Source organism: Klebsiella sp. w6, assembly GCF_033100215.1.
GTDB lineage: Bacteria > Pseudomonadota > Gammaproteobacteria > Enterobacterales > Enterobacteriaceae > Klebsiella > Klebsiella variicola.
The window spans coordinates 1,880,453-1,900,047 of sequence record NZ_CP136907.1; the positions used below are offsets into that span (position 1 = coordinate 1,880,453).

General features: G+C 57.6%; 21 protein-coding genes. 11 read left to right on the forward strand and 10 right to left on the reverse strand.

Features of this window, described 5'->3' with window-relative positions; genetic code table 11:
- Positions 1 to 233: 233 nt before the first annotated feature.
- Positions 234 to 803 (forward strand): VOC family protein, encoded by a 570-nt coding sequence (locus R0140_RS09050; RefSeq protein WP_008804239.1) that lies wholly within the window; start codon positions 234 to 236, stop codon positions 801 to 803.
- 76 nt (positions 804 to 879) lie between these two features.
- Positions 880 to 1,623, forward strand: coding sequence for a copper homeostasis protein CutC (gene cutC / locus R0140_RS09055; RefSeq protein ID WP_008804240.1), 744 nt, complete (start codon positions 880 to 882; stop codon positions 1,621 to 1,623).
- Between the two features lie 81 nt (positions 1,624 to 1,704).
- Here the strand turns inward: cutC and cmoB are convergent, their stop codons facing one another.
- Genes cmoB through R0140_RS09080 form a run of 5 tightly spaced genes read right to left on the reverse strand, consistent with a single transcriptional unit; the run spans position 1,705 to position 5,318 of the window.
- Positions 1,705 to 2,709 (reverse strand): tRNA 5-methoxyuridine(34)/uridine 5-oxyacetic acid(34) synthase CmoB, encoded by a 1,005-nt coding sequence (cmoB, locus tag R0140_RS09060; RefSeq protein WP_008804241.1) that lies wholly within the window; start codon positions 2,707 to 2,709, stop codon positions 1,705 to 1,707.
- Positions 2,706 to 3,449 carry a carboxy-S-adenosyl-L-methionine synthase CmoA gene (gene cmoA / locus R0140_RS09065; RefSeq protein ID WP_008804242.1) on the reverse strand — a complete coding sequence of 248 codons (744 nt, stop codon included), beginning with the start codon at positions 3,447 to 3,449 and terminating at the stop codon, positions 2,706 to 2,708. The genes cmoB and cmoA overlap by 4 nt, the downstream gene beginning before the upstream one ends.
- 39 nt (positions 3,450 to 3,488) lie before the next feature.
- Entirely contained in the window at positions 3,489 to 3,884 is a 396-nt protein-coding gene (locus tag R0140_RS09070; protein ID WP_008804243.1) for an MAPEG family protein, read from the reverse strand.
- A 52-nt stretch (positions 3,885 to 3,936) separates the two neighbouring features.
- Complete coding sequence (locus tag R0140_RS09075) at positions 3,937 to 4,755, reverse strand: DUF72 domain-containing protein (protein ID WP_012967677.1); 819 nt, start codon at positions 4,753 to 4,755, stop codon at positions 3,937 to 3,939.
- Positions 4,752 to 5,318 (reverse strand): hydrolase, encoded by a 567-nt coding sequence (locus R0140_RS09080; protein WP_012541248.1) that lies wholly within the window; start codon positions 5,316 to 5,318, stop codon positions 4,752 to 4,754. Before R0140_RS09080 ends, R0140_RS09075 begins: the two co-directional genes overlap by 4 nt.
- 267 nt (positions 5,319 to 5,585) lie before the next feature.
- On the opposite strand from R0140_RS09080, the gene aspS reads away from it, so the two are divergent.
- From aspS to ruvB, 6 genes are all read left to right on the forward strand, one after another.
- Entirely contained in the window at positions 5,586 to 7,373 is a 1,788-nt protein-coding gene (gene aspS, locus R0140_RS09085) for an aspartate--tRNA ligase (RefSeq protein ID WP_008804246.1), read from the forward strand.
- A gap of 1 nt (position 7,374) precedes the next feature.
- The gene (gene nudB, locus R0140_RS09090) at positions 7,375 to 7,818 is read left to right on the forward strand and encodes a dihydroneopterin triphosphate diphosphatase (RefSeq protein ID WP_002911477.1); all 444 of its coding nucleotides are present in this window, start codon (positions 7,375 to 7,377) and stop codon (positions 7,816 to 7,818) included.
- A 27-nt stretch (positions 7,819 to 7,845) separates the two neighbouring features.
- Positions 7,846 to 8,586 carry a YebC/PmpR family DNA-binding transcriptional regulator gene (locus tag R0140_RS09095; RefSeq protein ID WP_002911459.1) on the forward strand — a complete coding sequence of 247 codons (741 nt, stop codon included), beginning with the start codon at positions 7,846 to 7,848 and terminating at the stop codon, positions 8,584 to 8,586.
- 34 nt (positions 8,587 to 8,620) lie between these two features.
- Positions 8,621 to 9,142 carry a crossover junction endodeoxyribonuclease RuvC gene (gene ruvC / locus R0140_RS09100; RefSeq protein ID WP_008804247.1) on the forward strand — a complete coding sequence of 174 codons (522 nt, stop codon included), beginning with the start codon at positions 8,621 to 8,623 and terminating at the stop codon, positions 9,140 to 9,142.
- A 79-nt stretch (positions 9,143 to 9,221) separates the two neighbouring features.
- Entirely contained in the window at positions 9,222 to 9,833 is a 612-nt protein-coding gene (gene ruvA, locus R0140_RS09105) for a Holliday junction branch migration protein RuvA (RefSeq protein ID WP_002911454.1), read from the forward strand.
- An 8-nt stretch (positions 9,834 to 9,841) separates the two neighbouring features.
- A complete protein-coding gene (gene ruvB, locus R0140_RS09110; RefSeq protein WP_012541250.1) occupies positions 9,842 to 10,852 on the forward strand; it encodes a Holliday junction branch migration DNA helicase RuvB in 1,011 nt (336 codons plus the stop codon).
- Between the two features lie 63 nt (positions 10,853 to 10,915).
- On the opposite strand, the gene znuB is transcribed toward ruvB, so the two are convergent.
- On the reverse strand, positions 10,916 to 11,701 hold the full coding sequence (znuB, locus tag R0140_RS09115) for a zinc ABC transporter permease subunit ZnuB (protein WP_008804249.1): 786 nt from the start codon (positions 11,699 to 11,701) through the stop codon (positions 10,916 to 10,918).
- Complete coding sequence (gene znuC / locus R0140_RS09120) at positions 11,701 to 12,420, reverse strand: zinc ABC transporter ATP-binding protein ZnuC (RefSeq protein WP_229531798.1); 720 nt, start codon at positions 12,418 to 12,420, stop codon at positions 11,701 to 11,703. Before znuC ends, znuB begins: the two co-directional genes overlap by 1 nt.
- A 110-nt stretch (positions 12,421 to 12,530) precedes the next feature.
- Between znuC and znuA the strand changes: the two genes are divergently transcribed.
- From znuA to lpxM, 3 genes are all read left to right on the forward strand, one after another.
- The gene (gene znuA / locus R0140_RS09125; RefSeq protein ID WP_032741238.1) at positions 12,531 to 13,475 is read left to right on the forward strand and encodes a zinc ABC transporter substrate-binding protein ZnuA; all 945 of its coding nucleotides are present in this window, start codon (positions 12,531 to 12,533) and stop codon (positions 13,473 to 13,475) included.
- A 15-nt stretch (positions 13,476 to 13,490) separates the two neighbouring features.
- Complete coding sequence (mepM, locus tag R0140_RS09130) at positions 13,491 to 14,810, forward strand: murein DD-endopeptidase MepM (RefSeq protein ID WP_012541251.1); 1,320 nt, start codon at positions 13,491 to 13,493, stop codon at positions 14,808 to 14,810.
- 117 nt (positions 14,811 to 14,927) lie between these two features.
- Positions 14,928 to 15,899, forward strand: coding sequence for a lauroyl-Kdo(2)-lipid IV(A) myristoyltransferase (gene lpxM / locus R0140_RS09135; protein ID WP_008804253.1), 972 nt, complete (start codon positions 14,928 to 14,930; stop codon positions 15,897 to 15,899).
- 30 nt (positions 15,900 to 15,929) lie between these two features.
- Here the strand turns inward: lpxM and dcuR are convergent, their stop codons facing one another.
- The 3 genes from dcuR to R0140_RS09150 all read right to left on the reverse strand — a co-directional run bounded on the left by dcuR (position 15,930) and on the right by R0140_RS09150 (position 19,406).
- Entirely contained in the window at positions 15,930 to 16,646 is a 717-nt protein-coding gene (gene dcuR / locus R0140_RS09140) for a two-component system response regulator DcuR (RefSeq protein WP_008804254.1), read from the reverse strand.
- Between the two features lie 64 nt (positions 16,647 to 16,710).
- Entirely contained in the window at positions 16,711 to 18,396 is a 1,686-nt protein-coding gene (locus R0140_RS09145) for an NAD-dependent malic enzyme (RefSeq protein ID WP_317703969.1), read from the reverse strand.
- Between the two features lie 62 nt (positions 18,397 to 18,458).
- Positions 18,459 to 19,406: an AEC family transporter gene (locus tag R0140_RS09150; RefSeq protein ID WP_012541253.1), complete on the reverse strand. Its 948-nt coding sequence runs from the start codon at positions 19,404 to 19,406 to the stop codon at positions 18,459 to 18,461.
- Positions 19,407 to 19,595: the final 189 nt, after the last annotated feature.

Here is a 19,595-nt window from a genome sequence, read left to right on the forward strand (position 1 = left end):
GAATACCTTACGTGTAATGCGCCTGCCCCCGAGGGAGGCAGCGCCATAATGTGGACAAATTAGGGCGGGAGTATACTGCATTTGTCCCCGTCCGTCAGCATTGCGCGCGGCGCGGCGGCGTGCGCAATCCATCGCCGTTCAGTTGCCCATCAGCAGGGCGGCGGTTGGTCCGCAGACCGAAACACGGTAAATTACCTTTTCATTACTGACGAGCATCATTGACGAGCAAACCCATGGCAAACTGGCAGCAAATTGAACAACTGGCCGATATTACGGCGGATCTCCCGCGATTTTCCGATGCGCTTCAGCGCTTCACTGCGCGACTGGGACTGGAGATCGCCGGGCTCGACGCCGACCATATCTCCCTGCGCTGTCATCAGAATACCACTGCGGAACGCTGGCGCCGCGGTCTGGAACAGTGCGGAACCCTGCTGTCGGAGAATATGATTAACGGCCGGCCCATTTGCCTGTTCAAGCTGGCGGAGCCGGTCTGCGTGGCGCACTGGCGCTTCCATATCATTGAGCTGCCGTGGCCGGGTGAAAAGCGTTATCCCCATGAAGGCTGGGAGCATATTGAAATTGTCCTGCCTGGCGATCCGGCAACCTTAAATGCCCGCGCGCTGGCGCTGCTGGCCGATGATGGACTCAGCCAGCCGGGGATCGTCGTCAAAACCAGCTCGCCGAAAGGGCAGCATGAGCGTCTGCCGAATCCCACCCTGGCGGTGACCGACGGCAGCGTGACGGTGAAATTTCATCCGTGGTCGATTGAACAAATCGTCGCCAGCGAGCAAGCTGATACGTAACAGTGTGAAGCCGCGCGGCGTCTGCCGCGTGAAATCATGACATGCTGCAAAGGTTGTCTGGATCAGGGAGAGAGGAATGGCGGTACTGGAAGTGTGTTGCTACAGCATGGCGTGCGCTCGGGAGGCTGAGCGCTGCGGCGCCGATCGTATTGAACTCTGCGCCGCGCCGCAGGAAGGGGGATTAACACCCTCTTATGGGGTGCTGGTCTCGGTCCGCGAGGCGATTACCCTCCCGGTGCATCCGATCGTTCGCCCGCGCGGCGGCGATTTCTGCTACACCGAAGAGGAGTTCGCCGCGATGCTTAGCGATATCTGCATGGTGCGGGAGCTCGGCTTTCCCGGGGTGGTGACCGGCGTACTGAATGCCGATGGCCAGGTCGATATCCCGCGGATGAAAAAAATAATGGCCGCGGCCGGGCCGCTGGCGGTGACCTTTCATCGCGCGTTCGATCTGTGTGCCGACCCGCGTCAGGCCTGGAAGACGCTGGGTGAGCTGGGGGTTAAACGTATCCTGACTTCCGGTCAGCAATCCTCGGCGGAGAAAGGTATTTCATTAATTACGGAACTTATTGCCGCAGGGGATACTCCAATCATTATGGCCGGTGCGGGAGTGCGCGCCGCGAACTTGCCGCTGTTGCTGCAGGCGGGGGTGAAAGAGGTTCATAGCTCTGCAGGCCAGTGGTTGCCATCGGAGATGCGCTTTCGTCATCCAGGCGTTTCGATGTCAGCCGATCCCGATGCGGACGAATACAGGCGCTACGCCGTCAATGGCGAAGCGGTGGCGGAGATGAAAGGGATTATCTCCGCCTGGAGAAGTTAAACGGTTTTTTGCTGCACATCATGTCGCCCAATATGATGATTGCCCGTACCAGGCCCCTGCCCATTAAACAGGGGCCTTTTTTTATCTCGCTTTTTTTGCCAGCGACTGCTGCGTTTCCGGTTTGGTGGCGATAATCACCGCGCGCAGCGGAGCCGGATACCCCTCCACGGTTTTGCGCTGATCCTGCGGGTCGAGGAAATCGGCCAGCGATTCACTGGTCATCCATTCGGTGCGCCGCTGCTCATCGGTCGAGGTGACGCAGGCATCGACGATGCGCACATCGATAAACCCGCACTTCTCCAGCCACATTTTCAGGGCCGCCGCCGAGGGAATAAAATAGACGTTGCGCATCTGCGCATAGCGGTCGCCCGGAACCAGCACCGTATTTTCATCCCCTTCGACCACCAGCGTCTCCAGCACCAGCTCGCCTCCCGGCGCCAGCTGATCTTTCAGCTGCCACAGATGGTCCAGCGGCGAGCGGCGGTGGTAGAGCACGCCCATCGAGAACACGGTGTCGAAGGCCTCCAGCGCCGGCAGCTGCTCGATGCCCAGCGGCAGGAGATGCGCCCGCTGGTCGTTGCCGAGCAGCTTACGCACCGCTTCAAACTGGCACAGGAACAGCTGGGTGGGATCGATGCCGACCGCCAGATGCGCGCCGGCGCCGATCATTCGCCACATGTGATAGCCGCTGCCACAGCCCACGTCGAGGATAGTCCGCCCGGTAAGATCGGACAGGTGCGGCAGGACGCGCTCCCATTTCCAGTCGGAACGCCATTCGGTATCGATATTAATGCCGTACAGCGAATAAGGCCCTTTGCGCCACGGCATCAGGTTTTTAAGCAGGTTTTCTACCCGCAACTGATGACCTTCGCTGAGCGGCGTTTCGCTCTCGGCGGTGACGCTGTGCAGGAGATCCAGACGCCACGGCGTTAATTCCGGAAGAAACTCAACGGCGCGCTCCCATTCGCGAAACTTGCCGTGCAGGGCCTCGCGCTGCCAGGCGGCTACCTGAGCTGGCAAGGTTTCCAGCCAGTGAGATAGCGGGCTTTTGGCGATCAGCTGATAGAAATTACTGAAGTCGATCATGCCTGCTCCCCGGATTTTACTGCCACCAGCGAGCCAAAGTTAAAGCACTGGAACCACAGTTCGGCATGTTCAAACCCAGCCTGACGCAGGCGGGCTTTATGGGTTTCCACGGAGTCCGTCAGCATCACATTTTCCAGCATGCTGCGTTTCTGGCTGATCTCCAGCTCGCTGTAGCCGTTCGCGCGTTTAAAATCATGATGCATATTGAACAGCAGCTCGCCGACGTGGGCGTCTTCGAAGCTGAATTTCTCCGAGAGCACCAGCGCGCCGCCCGGATTAAGCCCCTGATAGACTTTATTGAGGATCGCCTGGCGATCGCCCGGCTCAAGGAACTGAATGGTAAAGTTCAGGATCACCAGCGAGGCGTTTTCAATGGCCACATCGCGGATATCCCCTTCAATGACCTCGACCGGCGTCGGCGCTTTATAGGCGTCAATATGGCGACGGCAGCGCTCTACCATCGCGGGAGAGTTGTCGATGGCGATAATGCGACAGCCCGGATGACTAATATTGCGGCGCACAGAGAGGGTGGCGGCGCCCAGCGAACAGCCAAGATCGTAAACCTGGGTGTTGGGCTGAACGAAGCGCTCGGCCAGCATGCCGATCATCGAGATGATATTGGAATAGCCGGGCACTGAGCGCTGGATCATATCCGGGAAGACTTCAGCAACCCGTTCATCAAAGGTCCAGTCGCCGAGGCTGGCAATCGGCGCGGAAAAAAGCGTATCGCGGTGAGACATAACGTTAAACCCGAAAAAACGAAAACGGCGTATTGTGCGCTAACGGAGGGAGAAAACCAACTCCCAGGGCATATACCAGAGGTTGGCCAGCACCATCAGCAACAAGGCGCACCAGGTGGCGCTCATGCCGGAGCGGCGCCAGTGGTAGACGCGGTGATGAAAACCCCAGGAGTGCATCAGTCGCCCGACAATCAATAAAATGCCGCAAACGTGCACCATCCAGGTCTGGGCGCCGTTCATCTCCATAAATAACAGCAAAATGAGGCCAATCGGCACATATTCGACGGCATTACCGTGAACGCGGATGGCGACCTGTAGCTCGCTAAAGCCGCCGTCACCGTAGCCTACATGGTATTGGGTGCGTAACCGCACCACGTCGAAAGAAAACTTCACTAACAATAACGCACCTAAAACGGCATACAGCGCGCTGACCATACGAAAACTCCCTTTAACTCTGGCAGATGGCTCCGATTATGATAGCAGGATATCAGAAAAGGGAGGATTGCTGCGGAATCGACGGCGCATTTCCTGCCGCCGGCAGGGCGGTGCGCAGATCGCTCCACAGCGTATCGACCAGCGTCGGCGCGTAAGCAATGTCTGGGGTATGCAGGAACAGCCACGGGGTGCCAGACTGATGCCACTTCGGCAGGGTCTGCAGCCAGACGCGAAACAGTTCCCGATTGTGGGCCATATCGTCACCGCCGATAAAGCGCACCATCGGCTGCCGGGCGGTCATCACCGCATGTACCGGCACTTTGGGTTTCTTTTTCTGCGCGTCGATCATCGCCGGACTGGTGGCCGCAGCGCTGTGGACCGGGCGGCTGTCGAGGATCACACGGTTAACGTTGCGCTCGTGCAGCCCGCGGTTGAGCTGCTGTTCCGCTTCGCCTTTGGCGAAGAATTCGGGGTGACGAACCTCGACGCCGTAGGTGAAATCCTTCGGCAGCCCGTCGAGAAAATGCCATAGCGCGGGGAGATCGCGAGGACCGAAGGTCGCCGGCAGCTGCAGCCAGTACTGGCCGATGCGCGAGGCCAGCGGCGCCAGGCGGGCAAAAAATTCACTGCTTAAATCGTCGCAATGACGCAGGGCGGCCTGGTGCGAGATGGTGGCCGGGAATTTAAAGCAGAAGCGGAAGTCATCATGGGTTTGTTCATACCAGCGGGTGACTATCTCCGGCTTCGGTAGCGCATACAGGGTAGTGTTGCCCTCCACGCAGTTAAAGTGGCGGGCGTACTCTTCAAGGCTGGTGATGCCAAGGCGCACCCATTTCGGGTGCGACCACTGGGGAAGCCCAATATAAATCATAGCGCGGCGAGGATCTCCTCGGTGCTGCGCACCCGACCGATGCGCGGGAAAATATGCGTCATGCTGCCCTGATGCTGTTCGGCGGAGGCGGCGCTGCAGGCATCTTCAGCGATGACCAGGTTAAAACCCAGCTCCCAGGCGTTGCGGGCGGTGGATTCGACGCCGATGTTGGTGGAGATACCGCAGAGAATAATGGTGTCGATACCGCGGCGGCGCAGCTGAAGCTCAAGGTCGGTGCCATAGAACGCGCCCCACTGGCGTTTGGTCACTTCGATATCGCTCTCCTGCTTACCCAGCGTGGCCGGGTAGGTCCACCAGTTTTCAGGCAGCGTATGCGCCCCGGCCTGAGCGTCGACAGGCTGTTTCAGCGCTTCGGCGAAATCGGACGACCAGCCGACGCGGACCATGATGACCGGTGAACCCTGTTGTCGACACTTGTCTGCCAGGCGAGCGGCACGCGCCACCACCTCGTCAGCCCGATGTGGTCCGCCGGCGAAAGGCAGAATACCTTCCTGCAGATCGATCACCACCAGCGCCGTTTTTTTTGCATTGAGTTCTAACATGGTATCCCCGTATCTTCTTCTGTTGTCAGGCGGCTACAATACCTGCGCGGCTTCAGCAAAAGGGTAACAAATATTGTTAATTTATGTGAGTGTAGACGTTAAGCGCGCAGCAAAGCAGCGTACATCGTGCGTCGGACTTATCGAACGACAGAATTTCCAGTATAATAGCCGCCTTTTTTCATTCAGTTGTGACATCAGCTAAAGCTGCGACCTCGTCGCCTGCAGGGCAGACGACAATCCGCCGACGGCTAAGTTAAGGGATATCTCATGCGTACAGAATATTGCGGACAGCTTCGACAGTCCCACGTTGGGCAGCAGGTGACTCTGTGTGGTTGGGTCAACCGCCGTCGCGATCTCGGTAGCCTCATTTTTATCGATATGCGCGACCGCGAAGGCATCGTTCAGGTGTTTTTCGACCCGGATCGTGCGGATGCGTTGAAATTAGCCTCTGAACTGCGTAATGAGTTCTGCATTCAGGTCACTGGCACCGTCCGCGCGCGTGAAGAGAAAAACATCAACGCGGACATGGCCACCGGCGCCATCGAAGTGCTGGCCTCCGATCTGACGATTATTAACCGTTCAGAATCGCTGCCGCTGGACTCCAATCACGTCAACACCGAAGAAGCGCGTCTGAAATACCGCTACCTCGACCTGCGTCGTCCGGAAATGGCGCAGCGTCTGAAAACCCGCGCGAAAATCACCAGCTTTGTGCGCCGCTTTATGGACGACCATGGCTTCCTCGACATCGAAACTCCGATGCTGACCAAAGCCACCCCGGAAGGCGCTCGCGATTACCTCGTGCCTTCCCGCGTGCATAAAGGCAAATTCTACGCGCTGCCGCAGTCCCCGCAGCTGTTCAAACAGCTGCTGATGATGTCCGGGTTCGATCGCTATTATCAGATCGTTAAATGTTTCCGCGATGAAGACCTGCGTGCCGACCGTCAGCCTGAATTTACCCAGATCGACGTGGAAACCTCCTTTATGACCGCGCCGCAGGTGCGTGAGATCATGGAAGCAATGGTGCGTCAGCTGTGGCTGGAAATTAAAGGCGTCGACCTGGGTGATTTCCCGATCATGACCTTCGCCGAAGCCGAACGTCGCTATGGCTCCGATAAACCGGATCTGCGTAACCCGATGGAGCTGGTGGACGTCGCCGACCTGCTGAAGTCCGTCGAATTCGCGGTCTTTGCCGGCCCGGCCAACGATCCGAAAGGGCGCGTGGCGGCCCTGCGCGTCCCGGGCGGTGCCTCTCTGACCCGCAAGCTGATTGACGAATACGGCAACTTTGTGAAGATCTACGGCGCGAAGGGGCTGGCCTATATTAAAGTGACCGAGCGTGCGAAAGGCATGGACGGGATCAACAGCCCGGTGGCGAAATTCCTCACCGCTGAGATCGTGGAAGCGATCCTCGAACGCACCGGCGCGCAGGACGGCGATATGATCTTCTTCGGCGCCGACAACAAGAAAGTGGTGGCGGACGCGCTGGGCGCGCTGCGTCTGAAGCTCGGTAAAGACCTGAGCCTGACTGACGAGAGCAAATGGGCGCCGCTGTGGGTGATCGACTTCCCGATGTTCGAAGACGACGGCGAAGGCGGCCTGACGGCGATGCACCATCCGTTCACTTCGCCAAAAGATATGACCGCGAACGAGCTGAAAGCTGCGCCGGAAGAGGCCGTAGCGAACGCCTATGATATGGTCATTAACGGTTATGAAGTCGGCGGCGGTTCTGTACGTATTCACCGTGGCGACATGCAGCAGACCGTATTTGGTATTCTGGGCATTAATGAACAAGAGCAGCGTGAAAAATTCGGCTTCCTGCTGGATGCGCTGAAATACGGTACGCCGCCGCACGCGGGTCTGGCGTTCGGTCTTGACCGTCTGACCATGCTGCTGACCGGTACCGATAACATCCGCGACGTTATCGCCTTCCCGAAAACCACCGCCGCGGCCTGTCTGATGACCGAAGCGCCAAGCTTCGCCAATCCGGCTGCGCTCGGTGAACTGGGTATTCAGGTTGTGGAGAAAGAGGCGAAAGCGTCTCTGGAGAACAAGTAATATGTCATTTAAGCTGCCCGTTTCGGTGCTGGTGGTGATTTACGCCGAAGATACGAAACGGGTGCTGATGTTACAGCGGCGTGACGATCCCGCGTTCTGGCAGTCGGTGACCGGCAGCCTGGAAGCTGGAGAGACCGCGCTGCAGGCCGCCGCGCGTGAAGTAAAGGAAGAGGTCGCCATTGATGTTGCCTGCGAGCAACTGACCTTAATTGACTGTCAGCGCACGGTGGAGTTCGAGATATTTTCTCATTTGCGTCATCGCTATGCGCCGGGTGTAGAGCGCAATACAGAATTCTGGTTCTGTCTTGCGCTGCCTCATGAGCGGGAGATTACCTTCACCGAACATCTGGCCTACCGCTGGGTCAGCGCGACGGAAGCCGCTGCGCTGACCAAGTCGTGGAGCAACCGGCAGGCGATTGAAGAATTTGTAATTAACGCCGCCTGAAAGGGCGCGCTTTTTGGAGAGTTTTTTATGGCAGGTCATAGTAAATGGGCCAACACCAAACACCGCAAAGCGGCACAGGATGCTAAACGCGGTAAAATCTTTACGAAAATCATTCGCGAGCTGGTGACTGCGGCGCGTCTGGGCGGCGGCGATCCGGCTTCCAACCCGCGCCTGCGTGCGGCCGTTGATAAAGCGCTGTCAAACAACATGACGCGCGACACCCTGAACCGCGCCATCGCGCGCGGCGTCGGCGGTGATGAAGACGCGAACATGGAAACCATCATTTACGAAGGCTATGGCCCTGGCGGTACCGCGGTAATGGTGGAATGTCTGTCCGACAACCGTAACCGTACCGTTGCGGAAGTGCGTCACGCTTTCACCAAAACCGGTGGTAACCTCGGTACCGACGGCTCCGTGTCCTACCTGTTCAGCAAGAAAGGCGTCATCTCCTTCGAGAAAGGCGATGAAGACACCATTATGGAAGCGGCGCTGGAAGCTGGCGCAGAAGACGTGGTGACCTATGACGACGGCGCCATCGACGTCTACACCGCGTGGGAAGAGATGGGTGCTGTGCGCGACGCGCTGGAAGCCGCTGGCCTGAAAGCCGACGCTGCCGAAGTCTCGATGATCCCGTCCACCAAAGCGGATATGGATGCCGAGACGGCGCCGAAGCTGCTGCGTCTGATCGATATGCTGGAAGACTGCGACGACGTGCAGGAAGTGTACCATAACGGCGAGATCTCCGACGAGGTCGCGGCCACCCTGTGATGCAGTCGCATCCACGGTTAACCGGAGGCGCGTGATGGCTATTATTCTCGGCATTGACCCGGGGTCGCGCGTCACCGGTTATGGCGTGATCCGCCAGGTCGGACGGCAGTTGAGCTACCTTGGCAGCGGATGCATCCGCACCAAAGTGGACGATCTGCCGTCGCGGCTGAAGCTGATCTACGCCGGGGTGACGGAGATCATCACCCAGTTTCAGCCCGACTATTTCGCCATTGAGCAGGTCTTTATGGCGAAGAACGCCGATTCGGCGTTAAAGCTTGGGCAGGCGCGCGGAGTGGCGATCGTTGCAGCGACCAATCAGTCGCTGCCGGTGTTTGAATACGCCGCCCGTCAGGTCAAGCAGACCGTTGTCGGGATCGGCAGCGCCGAAAAGAGCCAGGTTCAGCACATGGTGCGCACCTTGCTCAAACTGCCTGCCAATCCGCAAGCGGATGCGGCGGATGCGCTGGCGATTGCCATCACCCATTGCCATATCAGCCAGAATGTTGCTCAGGTCAGCGAGACCCGGCTCAATCTGGCGCGAGGGCGCTTACGATAATCGCAAATCAGGCTGGATATCTATCCAGCCTTTTTTTATGATACCGCCAGATACTTAGACCATAACGCAGGAGCCCCACGTGATAGGCAGACTCAGAGGCATCATTCTCGAAAAACAACCCCCGCTGGTGTTGCTGGAAACGGCGGGCGTCGGCTATGAAGTGCATATGCCAATGACCTGCTTCTATGAGCTGCCGGAGGCCGGTCAGGAGGCGATAGTCTTTACCCACTTTGTGGTGCGTGAAGATGCCCAGCTGCTGTATGGTTTTAACAACAAACAGGAACGTACGCTGTTTAAAGAGCTGATTAAAACCAACGGCGTGGGGCCAAAGCTGGCGCTGGCGATCCTCTCCGGCATGTCGGCGCAGCAGTTCGTCAATGCCGTTGAGCGGGAAGAAGTCGCCTCGCTGGTGAAGCTGCCGGGGATTGGCAAAAAAACCGCAGAACGCCTGATCGTCGAGATGAAAGACCGCTTCAAAGGGCTGCACGGCGACCTGTTCACTCCGGCGGCCGATCTGGTGCTGACCTCGCCGGCAGGCCCGACGGCAGATGATGCCGAACAGGAAGCGGTTGCCGCGCTGGTCGCGCTGGGCTATAAACCGCAGGAGGCCAGCCGGATGGTAAGCAAGATTGCCCGTCCGGACGCCAACAGTGAAACGCTAATCCGCGAAGCGCTGCGCGCCGCGTTGTGAGGTAAGGGATGATTGAAGCAGACCGGCTGGTATCGGCAGACAGCAGCGGCGCAGAAGAGGCCGTTGACCGCGCCATCCGCCCAAAATTGCTGGCAGAGTATGTCGGCCAGCCGCAGGTGCGCTCGCAGATGGAGATCTTTATCCAGGCGGCGAAACTGCGCGGCGACGCCCTCGATCACCTGCTGATTTTTGGCCCGCCTGGGTTGGGGAAAACCACCCTGGCGAACATTGTCGCCAATGAGATGGGGGTGAATCTGCGCACCACCTCCGGCCCGGTGCTGGAGAAAGCGGGCGATCTCGCCGCGATGCTCACCAACCTCGAACCGCACGACGTGCTGTTTATCGATGAGATCCATCGCCTCTCGCCGGTGGTGGAAGAGGTGCTCTACCCGGCGATGGAAGACTATCAGCTGGATATTATGATTGGCGAAGGTCCGGCGGCGCGCTCCATCAAAATCGATCTGCCGCCGTTTACCCTGATCGGCGCCACCACCCGGGCCGGTTCATTGACCTCGCCGCTGCGCGACCGCTTTGGCATCGTGCAGCGTCTGGAGTTCTATCAAATACCCGATCTGCAGCATATCGTCAGCCGCAGCGCCCGCCATATGGGGCTGGAGATGAGCGACGAAGGCGCGCTGGAAGTGGCCCGTCGTTCACGCGGCACGCCGCGTATTGCCAACCGTCTGCTGCGCCGGGTGCGCGACTTCGCGGAAGTGCGCCACGACGGCAGCATCTCTGCCGACATTGCTGCCCAGGCGCTGGATATGCTTAATGTCGATGCGGAAGGGTTCGACTATATGGACCGTAAACTACTGCTGGCGGTGATAGATAAATTCTTTGGTGGGCCGGTGGGGCTGGATAACCTCGCCGCCGCGATCGGCGAAGAGCGGGAAACCATTGAAGATGTGCTGGAGCCCTACTTAATTCAGCAGGGTTTTCTGCAGCGTACGCCACGGGGAAGAATGGCGACGGTGCGCGCCTGGAATCATTTCGGGATCACGCCGCCGGAAATGCCGTAGTTCGCGACGGATGTTTCGTTCATTATGAGGCCCGGTCAGCAGCGCGACCGGGCTTTTTCATTTTCAGCTGGCGGCTTTTTTTGTCATGCTGAGAATAAACAGCACGGCGGCGCACAGCACCACCGACGGCCCGGCCGGGGTGTCGTAGAAGGCCGAGAAGGTTAACCCGCCGGTAACGGCCAGCATGCCCACGCCCACCGCCACGGCGGCCATCTGCTCCGGCGTGCGGGCAAAACGGCGGGCGGTGGCGGCCGGGATAATCAGCAGGGAAGTGATGATCAGCGCGCCGACGAACTTCATCGCCACGCCGATAGTCAGAGCGGTGACCAGCATCAACAGCAACTTCACGCGCTGCAGCTTCACGCCATCGACAAACGCCAGATCCGGACTGATGGTCATCGCCAGCAGCGGTCGCCACTGCCAGAGTAGGATACCAATCACAATCACTACGCCAATGGCGATGGCAATCAAATCCTGCGGCGTCACTGCCAGCAGATCGCCGAACAGGTACGCCATCAGATCGACGCGGACGTTAGACATCAGACTGACCACCACCAGCCCCAGCGACAGTGCGCTGTGCGCCATGATGCCCAGCAGGGTATCGATCGCCAGATGGGGGCGTTTTTCCAGCCACACCAGCCCGCCGGCCAGCAGCAAAGTCACGGCGATCACCGCATAAAACGGATTGATGTTAAGTAATAAGCCGAAAGCGACGCCGAGCAGCGACGCATGCGCCAGCGTGTCGCCGAAATAGGACATGCGGCGCCAGACCACAAAGGAGCCCAGCGGACCGGCGGCGCAGGCCAGCATCATCCCGGCCAGCCAGCCAGGTAACAGAAGTTCAATCATTAGCGGCTGTTTCCCCGACGCAGTACAATTCGCCCCTGAAGGTCGTGGCGGTGATTATGGTGGTGGCGGTAAATCCCCAGCTGTTCCGCGCCGCGCGGGCCGAACATGGAGATAAACTCCGGATGCATGGAGACCACCTCCGGCGCGCCGGAGCAGCAGATATGCTGGTTCAGGCACAGGACTTCGTCGGTTTTGGCCATCACCAGATGCAGGTCGTGCGATACCATCAGCACTGCGCAGTCCAGTTCATGGCGCAGCTGGTCGATAAGATCGTAAAGCGCCACCTGGCCATTGACGTCAACACCCTGGGTCGGTTCATCCAGCACCAGCAGCTGTGGGCGGTTGAGCAGGGCGCGGGCCAGCAGTACGCGCTGGGTTTCGCCGCCGGAGAGTTTTTGCATCGGCGCGTCGATCAGATGCCCGGCCTGCACACGTTTCAGTGCCGGCAGGATGTCGTCTTTGCGGGTACCCGGGCGCAAACGCAGGAAGCGGCTGACGGTCAGCGGCAGCGTGGCGTCAAGATGCAGCTTCTGCGGCACGTAGCCAATCCGCAGGCGGTCTTCCCGCTTGATGACACCCTCTGTTGGTGCTACCAGCCCCAGAACCACTCGCACAAGGGTCGATTTACCGGCGCCGTTCGGGCCCAGCAGGGTTAATATTTTGCCTGGCGTGAGTGCCAGCGAAATGTCAGACAGCACGCGGCGTTGGCCAAAGGCCACCGACACATTTTCCAGCGTAACAAGGTTTGTCATAGTAATTTAGGGTTGCACAAGCTAGTGAATGTTATAATATCACATCACATTCACTCGTTTCGATGACTAGACGCATTATGTTACATAAAAATACGCTTCTTTGCGCTGGACTTGGCGCTGTTTTTTTGTTCGCGCAGGTTCCGCTGGCCAGCGCCGCCGTAGTGACTTCCATGAAACCGCTGGGCTTTATCGCAGCCGCCATCGCCGATGGGGTGACAGATACTCAGGTGCTATTGCCCGACGGTGCCTCAGAGCATGACTATTCACTGCGGCCTTCTGATGTAAAACGCTTACAGAACGCAGACTTAGTGGTATGGATTGGGCCGGAAATGGAAGCCTTTATGGATAGGTCGACGCAAAGCATTGCGGCGAATAAAAAGGTGACCATCGCGGAGCTGGATGGGGTGAAGCCGCTGCTGATGACCGGGGCGGATGACGATGACGATCATGATGGTCATGACCACGGCGCAGCAGAAAAAAGTGACGGCGATCACCATCACGGTATTTACAATATGCATCTGTGGTTATCCCCAGAGATAGCGCGGCTTTCGGCGGTTGCAATCCACGATAAATTATTAGAACTTATGCCGCAGAGTCGAGCCAAACTCGACAGCAACCTGCAGCAGTTCGAGGCCGCGCTGGCGGCGACTGACAATCAGGTTAGCAATGAGCTGGCACCGCTGAAAGGGAAGGGCTATTTCGTTTTTCATGACGCCTACGGTTACTTTGAAAAACACTACGGTTTGACCTCGCTGGGGCACTTTACCGTCAACCCTGAAATACAGCCTGGTGCGCAGCGTTTACACGAAATCAGAACACAACTGGTTGAGCAGAAGGCCACGTGCGTTTTTGCTGAGCCACAGTTCAGGCCAGCGGTTATCGAAGCTGTTGCCCGGGGCACGTCTGTGCGCATGGGAACCCTGGATCCGCTGGGTACTGGAATTACGTTGGGTAAAGCGAGTTACCCGCAATTCCTGACCCAGCTGGCGAATCAGTATTCGAGCTGCCTGAAAGGAGATTAACGAGGAAGTGAATACGTGCAACAGATAGCCCGCGCTGTCACTCAGGCATTCAACAATCTGCCACGACCTCATCGCGTCATGTTGGGGTCGCTTAGCGTTCTTACCTTAGCGGTCGCCGTCTGGCGACCCTACATTTACCACCCGGAATCCGCCCCCATCGTCAGAACCATTGAACTGGAAAAAAGCGAGATCCGTTCCCTGCTGCCGGAAGCCTCCGAGCCGATCGACCAGGCCCCGCAGGAAGAAGAAGCCATTCCTCAGGATGAACTCGACGAGAAGGCCGATACCGATGCCGGCGGTCATGAATATGTGGTGTCGACTGGCGATACGCTCAGCAGCATTCTGAACCAGTACGGTATCGATATGGGCGATATCGCCCAGCTTTCCTCCGCCGATAAAGAGCTGCGTAATCTGAAGATTGGCCAGCAGCTCTCCTGGACCCTGACCGCGGACGGTGATCTGCAGAGTCTGACCTGGGAGATGTCCCGCCGCGAAACCCGCACTTATACCCGTGTGGACAACGGTTTTAAAATGAGCAGCGAGCTGCAGAAAGGCGACTGGGTCAACAATGTGCTGAAGGGCACCGTCGGCGCCAGCTTTGTCTCCAGCGCGCGCGATGCCGGCCTGACCAGTACCGAAATCAGCGCGGTGATCAAGGCCATGCAGTGGCAGATGGATTTCCGTAAGCTGAAAAAAGGCGACGAGTTCTCGGTATTGATGTCGCGCGAAATGCTCGACGGCAAGCGCGAGCAAAGTCAGCTGCTGGGCGTGCGTTTGCGCTCCGACGGTAAGGATTACTATGCTATCCGTGCCGAAGACGGCAAATTCTACGATCGTAACGGGACGGGGCTGGCGAAAGGCTTTATGCGCTTCCCGACGGCGCGTCAGTTCCGCGTTTCCTCTAACTTTAACCCGCGTCGTCTGAATCCGGTCACCGGGCGCGTCGCGCCGCATCGTGGCGTCGATTTCGCGATGCCGCAGGGGACGCCGGTGCTGGCAGTGGGTGATGGCGAAGTGGTAGTGGCCAAGCGCAGCGGCGCTGCCGGGTATTATGTTGCTATCCGCCACGGTCGCACCTATACCACCCGCTATATGCACCTGCGTAAGCTGCTGGTGAAACCGGGGCAGAAAGTGAAGCGCGGCGATCGTATCGCGCTGTCGGGGAATACCGGCCGTTCTACCGGGCCGCACCTGCACTATGAAGTGTGGATCAACCAGCAGGCGGTCAACCCGCTGACGGCTAAGCTGCCGCGTACCGAAGGGCTGAGCGGTTCCGACCGTACCGATTACCTGGCGCAGGTCAAAGAGGTCGTCCCGCAGCTGCGGTTTGACTAACCACCGGTCAGTGGAAAGCCGGTGCCCCAGGGCGCCGGCTTTTTCTTTTGTAGGTTACCTAACGTCTCGCTACACTATCCCATTATCTTGATTAAGCAGTCGACCTGCGGATTGGGCATGGAAACGAAAAAAAATAATATTGAGTTTATCCCTAAGTTTGAGAAATCCTTTTTACTGCCGCGCTACTGGGGCGCGTGGCTGGGCGTCTTTGCCTTCGCAGGCATCGCGCTGACGCCGCCTTCCTTTCGCGATCCGATCCTCGGAAAACTCGGCCGCTTCGTAGGGCGTTTGGCGAAAAGCTCGCGGCGCCGGGCGCAGATTAATTTGCTCTACTGTTTTCCGGAAAAAAGCGAGCACGAACGGGAAGCGATCATCGACGCCATGTATGCCTCGGCGCCGCAGGCGATGGTGATGATGGCCGAGCTGGGCCTGCGCGATCCGCAGAAAATCCTTGCCCGCGTCGACTGGCAGGGGAAAGAGATCATCGACGAGATGCAGCGTAATAACGAGAAAGTGATTTTCCTCGTTCCGCATGCCTGGGGCGTGGATATCCCGGCGATGCTGATGGCCTCCGGTGGGCAGAAGATGGCGGCGATGTTCCACAACCAGGGTAACCCGGTCTTTGATTACGTGTGGAATACCGTGCGCCGTCGTTTTGGCGGGCGTATGCACGCGCGCAACGACGGGATCAAACCGTTTATTCAGTCGGTGCGCCAGGGCTACTGGGGTTACTATCTGCCCGATCAGGATCACGGCGCTGAGCACAGTGAATTTGTGGATTTCTTTGCCACCTACAAGGCGACGCTGCCCGCGATTGGCCGTTTAATGAAGGTATGCCGCGCCCGCGTCGTACCGCTGTTTCCGGTCTATGATGGCCAAACGCATCGCCTGACGGTGCTGGTCCGCCCGCCGATGGACGACCTGCTGGACGCAGACGATACGACGATCGCCCGGCGGATGAACGAAGAAGTGGAAGTGTTTGTTAAGCCGCACACCGAGCAGTACACCTGGATCCTGAAGCTGCTGAAAACGCGCAAGCCGGGTGAAATCGAGCCCTACAAACGCAAAGAGCTGTTCCCAAAGAAGTAGTCTAAAAGAGAGCCAGTGGGCGTTCCTGGCTCACTGGCTATATTGCGTCAGTAACATCAGGTTCTCGACGACAAGCCGGTAGCGATACTCCGGGCGGCCAGTGATACCGTAGTGATTGGTCGTGAAGAGCACGTTTATCTGCTCCAGCCAAATCAGGTATTTACGGCATGACACCCTGGATATCTGCAGCGCCGCCGCCAGCTCGTTGGTCGAAAAATCGCGCGCCTGATGGTCGTCAATCCACTGGCACACCAGGCGAAGGGTTTGCGGCGTCAGCCCTTTCGGCAGGCGGCGGGCGCTTTCCTGTTGCGGGATCCCGCGGCGCAGCAGGGTGTCGATATCCGCCTGGGCATAACAGGATTTCGCCTGCGTCACCTCACGCTTTTTGCGCCATGCCTGCAGGGCCTCCTCAAAGCGCGGAAACTGAAACGGTTTAATCAGGTAATCCACCACGCCATAGTGCAGCGCCGTTTGTAGCGTGAGCGTATCGGCGGCAGACGTCATCATGATGACGTCAATATTCCGCCCATCTGCGCGAAGCGCCGGCAGCAGGTCCAGGCCATTCTCCTGTTGCATATAGACATCCAGCAGCAGTAGATCGACCTGCGCCAGATGGCTTAGCATCGCTTTGGCGTCGCCGATCGTCGCCGCCACCCCGCAGCAGTGAAAATCAGCTACCCGGCTGATAAACAGCCGGTTCAGGTCGGCTACCATGGGATCATCATCGACGATCAGCACATTGAACATGCGTGGTTCCCCGGTGTGGCGGGAAGCCAGCCGGCTTCCAGTAAGATGAGCGGAGCAATGGCGATCAGAATGACGATCGTTTATAGGCGGTGTAGCGCGCTCGCCAGAAGGTTTTATCGATATTCGCTGCCAGCTGTGCCTCGTCAATCTGCGGCGCAACGCCGTCCCGCTGCGCGGTGCGAGCGACCTCTGCGGCAATAGCCCGGGAAATCATTTCGATCTCTTCAACCGGCGGCAGTAAAGCACCGGTTTCACGGCTCGCCAAAGGCGAGTGGGCTGCGAGGGTTTTACTGCAGGTGATCAGCATCGCTTCGGTGACGCGCTGCGCTTTACTGGCGAGGATCCCCAGCCCCAGACCGGGAAAAATATAGGCGTTGTTGCACTGAGCGATATCGTAGGTTTTGCCGTCGTAGAAGACGGGTTCGAACGGGCTGCCGGTGGCGATCAGCGCGCTTCCCCGGGTCCACTCCAGCAAATCCTTCGGCTGGGCTTCGGCCCGGGAGGTGGGGTTAGAGAGCGGCATAATAATCGGACGCGGGCAGTGCCGATGTATCTCCTTCACTATCTCTTCGCTAAATAACCCCGGCTGGCCAGACACGCCAATCAGTACGGTAGGGTGGACGTTGCGTACGACATCCATCAGCGACAGTTGGGCGGACTCGGTATCCCAGTGGGCAATACTGGCTCGCGGCGTGACGAGGTCGCGCTGAAAATCGAGCAGATTGGGCATCTCATCCGTCAGCAGGCCAAAGCGGTCAACCATAAAGATACGGCGGCGTGCTTCCTCCTGCGAAAGCCCATCATCCACCATCAGCGCAATGATTTTTTCCGCAATGCCGCATCCGGCCGAACCGCCGCCAAGGAAAACTACCCGCTGGTCGCGGATCGGCGTCCCGGCCGCGGCCGCGGCGGCGATCAGCGTCCCTGAGGTCACGGCGGCGGTGCCCTGGATATCATCGTTAAAACAGCACAGCTGGTGACGATAGCGGTTGAGCAGTCGCGTGGCATTCTTTTGGGCAAAGTCTTCAAACTGAAGTAATACATTCGGCCAACGTTGCTGAATGGCATGGACAAACATGTCCATAAACTCCAGGTACTGCTCGTCGCTGATGCGCGGATGGCGCCAGCCCATATACAGCGGATCCTCCAGATGCTGCGGGTTGTTGGTGCCGACATCTAGCATGATAGGCAGCGTGGATGCCGGGTGAATGCCCCCGCAGGCGGTATATAACGAGAGTTTGCCAATGGGGATCCCCATGCCACCAATCCCCTGGTCGCCCAGCCCCAGAATGCGCTCGCCATCGGTCACGACAATGACTTTGATATCATTGCGGGAAAATCCCTGCAGCATTTCGTCAATCTGGTGACGGTTGGGCCAGGAAATAAACAAACCGCGTCCCCGGCGATATATTTCTGAGAAATGTTCACACGCTTCACCCACCGTCGGGGTATAGATCACCGGCAGCGTTTCTTTCATATGACTACGCAGCAGGTTATAGAATAATGTCTCGTTAGTATCCTGAATATTCCTGAGATAGATATGGCGCGAAATACTCTTTTTGAACTGGCAAAACTGGCCCCATGCGCGCTCGGTTTGTTCTTCAATGGTTTCAACATTATGGGGTAACAGTCCCTGAAGATTAAATGCCGTGCGTTCACTTTCGGTAAAAGCAAGGCCTTTATTTAATAACGGATTTTCCAGCAGGACGGCACCGTTATAGGGAGTGTATAAGGTTTCTGTGGCTAACATTGGATGACTCCTGAATATCAAATTAAAACATTGCCTGATGTCTTGGTGTTTTATTTCCGTGATTACGAAATGAGATAAATCATGATGCCTTCGGTGACGACGCCGATGGCGGTACCCAGCAAAATAGAGGATGAGGCCGGCTCAATATAGGTATCGCTGCGCAGCGCAAACATCCCTGCCGCGATGGCGGAAGGCGTCGCGCCGATGATAATAACCTGTTGCATTAAGGTATGACTGAGCCCAAAGGCCAGTCCGGCCAGGGCCATCATTGCCGGTTGGATCAGATTTTTGATACTGATATTGGTACAGGTTTGAATATTGACCGTCGGGCGTTCGCCGTAAAACAGCAGTCCCAGGGCGAACAGTGACAGACCGCCGGCGATTTTACCCACCATTTCAATAGGCATACTGAGCATAGGTGGCAGCTGGACTCCCGCCAGGCTGAGCAATACGCCGGAAATTGGGATCCAGACGATGGGGTTTCTCACGGCCTTCAGTAGGTTTTGCAGGATCAGCTGCCCGGCGTGAAGCTGGGGTTCATCCGCGCTCCGGTGCTTGTCTCCCATGCGAATCAGGATAATAGTCAGGGGGATCATCAATACGCTGGTCACCAGGTTTCCGATAAGCACGCCGAGAAAACCCTCCGGACCTATCAGTACCGCCAGCACGGGCGCGCCAAAGTAGGCCATATCGGGGAAGGCGCAAACCAGCGACTGAATCGCGCTGGTTTTAATATCATGACGGAAAACATAGCGTGAGATCAGCAGCGTGAGAAAATAGGACCCCATCAGGCCAATGACTAACACCGCCATAAAGGTGAAGTTTTTAATTTTATCGGGATGGGTATTTAACGCGCCGATAAAAAGATGGAACGGAAGCGCAAAGCGGATCACCACCGTGGCCAGAACGGAGGCATCCTCGCGCCGGGTATAGCCTAGTTTACCGCTAAGCCATCCCAGCAGCATGATAAATACCAATGGGAAAAGAGATTGTAAGAGTAGTGAAGGCATAAGATGTCCTGACATATTTTATCGGGTTGTTGTGTCGCCAATCTAGCGATCCCGTAATATTTAAAAGGTGATAGTCATCACAGTCGCCTGCCTTTAAATAATTTCGTCTCGGATACTTTACTTACAAATAAAGAAAACAGGGTTAAATCATGGGGTTGTATCTAAGGCATTTAAATTTCACCATTGATG

Excerpts from the sequence above, each read along its gene's own strand:
- R0140_RS09050 (WP_008804239.1), top strand. The coding sequence starts at position 234 with ATGGCAAACTGGCAGCAAATTGAACAACTGGCCGATATTACGGCGGAT.
- cutC (WP_008804240.1), top strand. The coding sequence starts at position 880 with ATGGCGGTACTGGAAGTGTGTTGCTACAGCATGGCGTGCGCTCGGGAG.
- cmoB (WP_008804241.1), bottom strand. The coding sequence starts at position 2,709 with ATGATCGACTTCAGTAATTTCTATCAGCTGATCGCCAAAAGCCCGCTA.
- cmoA (WP_008804242.1), bottom strand. The coding sequence starts at position 3,449 with ATGTCTCACCGCGATACGCTTTTTTCCGCGCCGATTGCCAGCCTCGGC.
- R0140_RS09070 (WP_008804243.1), bottom strand. The coding sequence starts at position 3,884 with ATGGTCAGCGCGCTGTATGCCGTTTTAGGTGCGTTATTGTTAGTGAAG.
- R0140_RS09075 (WP_012967677.1), bottom strand. The coding sequence starts at position 4,755 with ATGATTTATATTGGGCTTCCCCAGTGGTCGCACCCGAAATGGGTGCGC.
- R0140_RS09080 (WP_012541248.1), bottom strand. The coding sequence starts at position 5,318 with ATGTTAGAACTCAATGCAAAAAAAACGGCGCTGGTGGTGATCGATCTG.
- aspS (WP_008804246.1), top strand. The coding sequence starts at position 5,586 with ATGCGTACAGAATATTGCGGACAGCTTCGACAGTCCCACGTTGGGCAG.
- nudB (WP_002911477.1), top strand. The coding sequence starts at position 7,375 with ATGTCATTTAAGCTGCCCGTTTCGGTGCTGGTGGTGATTTACGCCGAA.
- R0140_RS09095 (WP_002911459.1), top strand. The coding sequence starts at position 7,846 with ATGGCAGGTCATAGTAAATGGGCCAACACCAAACACCGCAAAGCGGCA.
- ruvC (WP_008804247.1), top strand. The coding sequence starts at position 8,621 with ATGGCTATTATTCTCGGCATTGACCCGGGGTCGCGCGTCACCGGTTAT.
- ruvB (WP_012541250.1), top strand. The coding sequence starts at position 9,842 with ATGATTGAAGCAGACCGGCTGGTATCGGCAGACAGCAGCGGCGCAGAA.
- znuB (WP_008804249.1), bottom strand. The coding sequence starts at position 11,701 with ATGATTGAACTTCTGTTACCTGGCTGGCTGGCCGGGATGATGCTGGCC.
- znuA (WP_032741238.1), top strand. The coding sequence starts at position 12,531 with ATGTTACATAAAAATACGCTTCTTTGCGCTGGACTTGGCGCTGTTTTT.
- lpxM (WP_008804253.1), top strand. The coding sequence starts at position 14,928 with ATGGAAACGAAAAAAAATAATATTGAGTTTATCCCTAAGTTTGAGAAA.
- dcuR (WP_008804254.1), bottom strand. The coding sequence starts at position 16,646 with ATGTTCAATGTGCTGATCGTCGATGATGATCCCATGGTAGCCGACCTG.
- R0140_RS09145 (WP_317703969.1), bottom strand. The coding sequence starts at position 18,396 with ATGTTAGCCACAGAAACCTTATACACTCCCTATAACGGTGCCGTCCTG.
- R0140_RS09150 (WP_012541253.1), bottom strand. The coding sequence starts at position 19,406 with ATGCCTTCACTACTCTTACAATCTCTTTTCCCATTGGTATTTATCATG.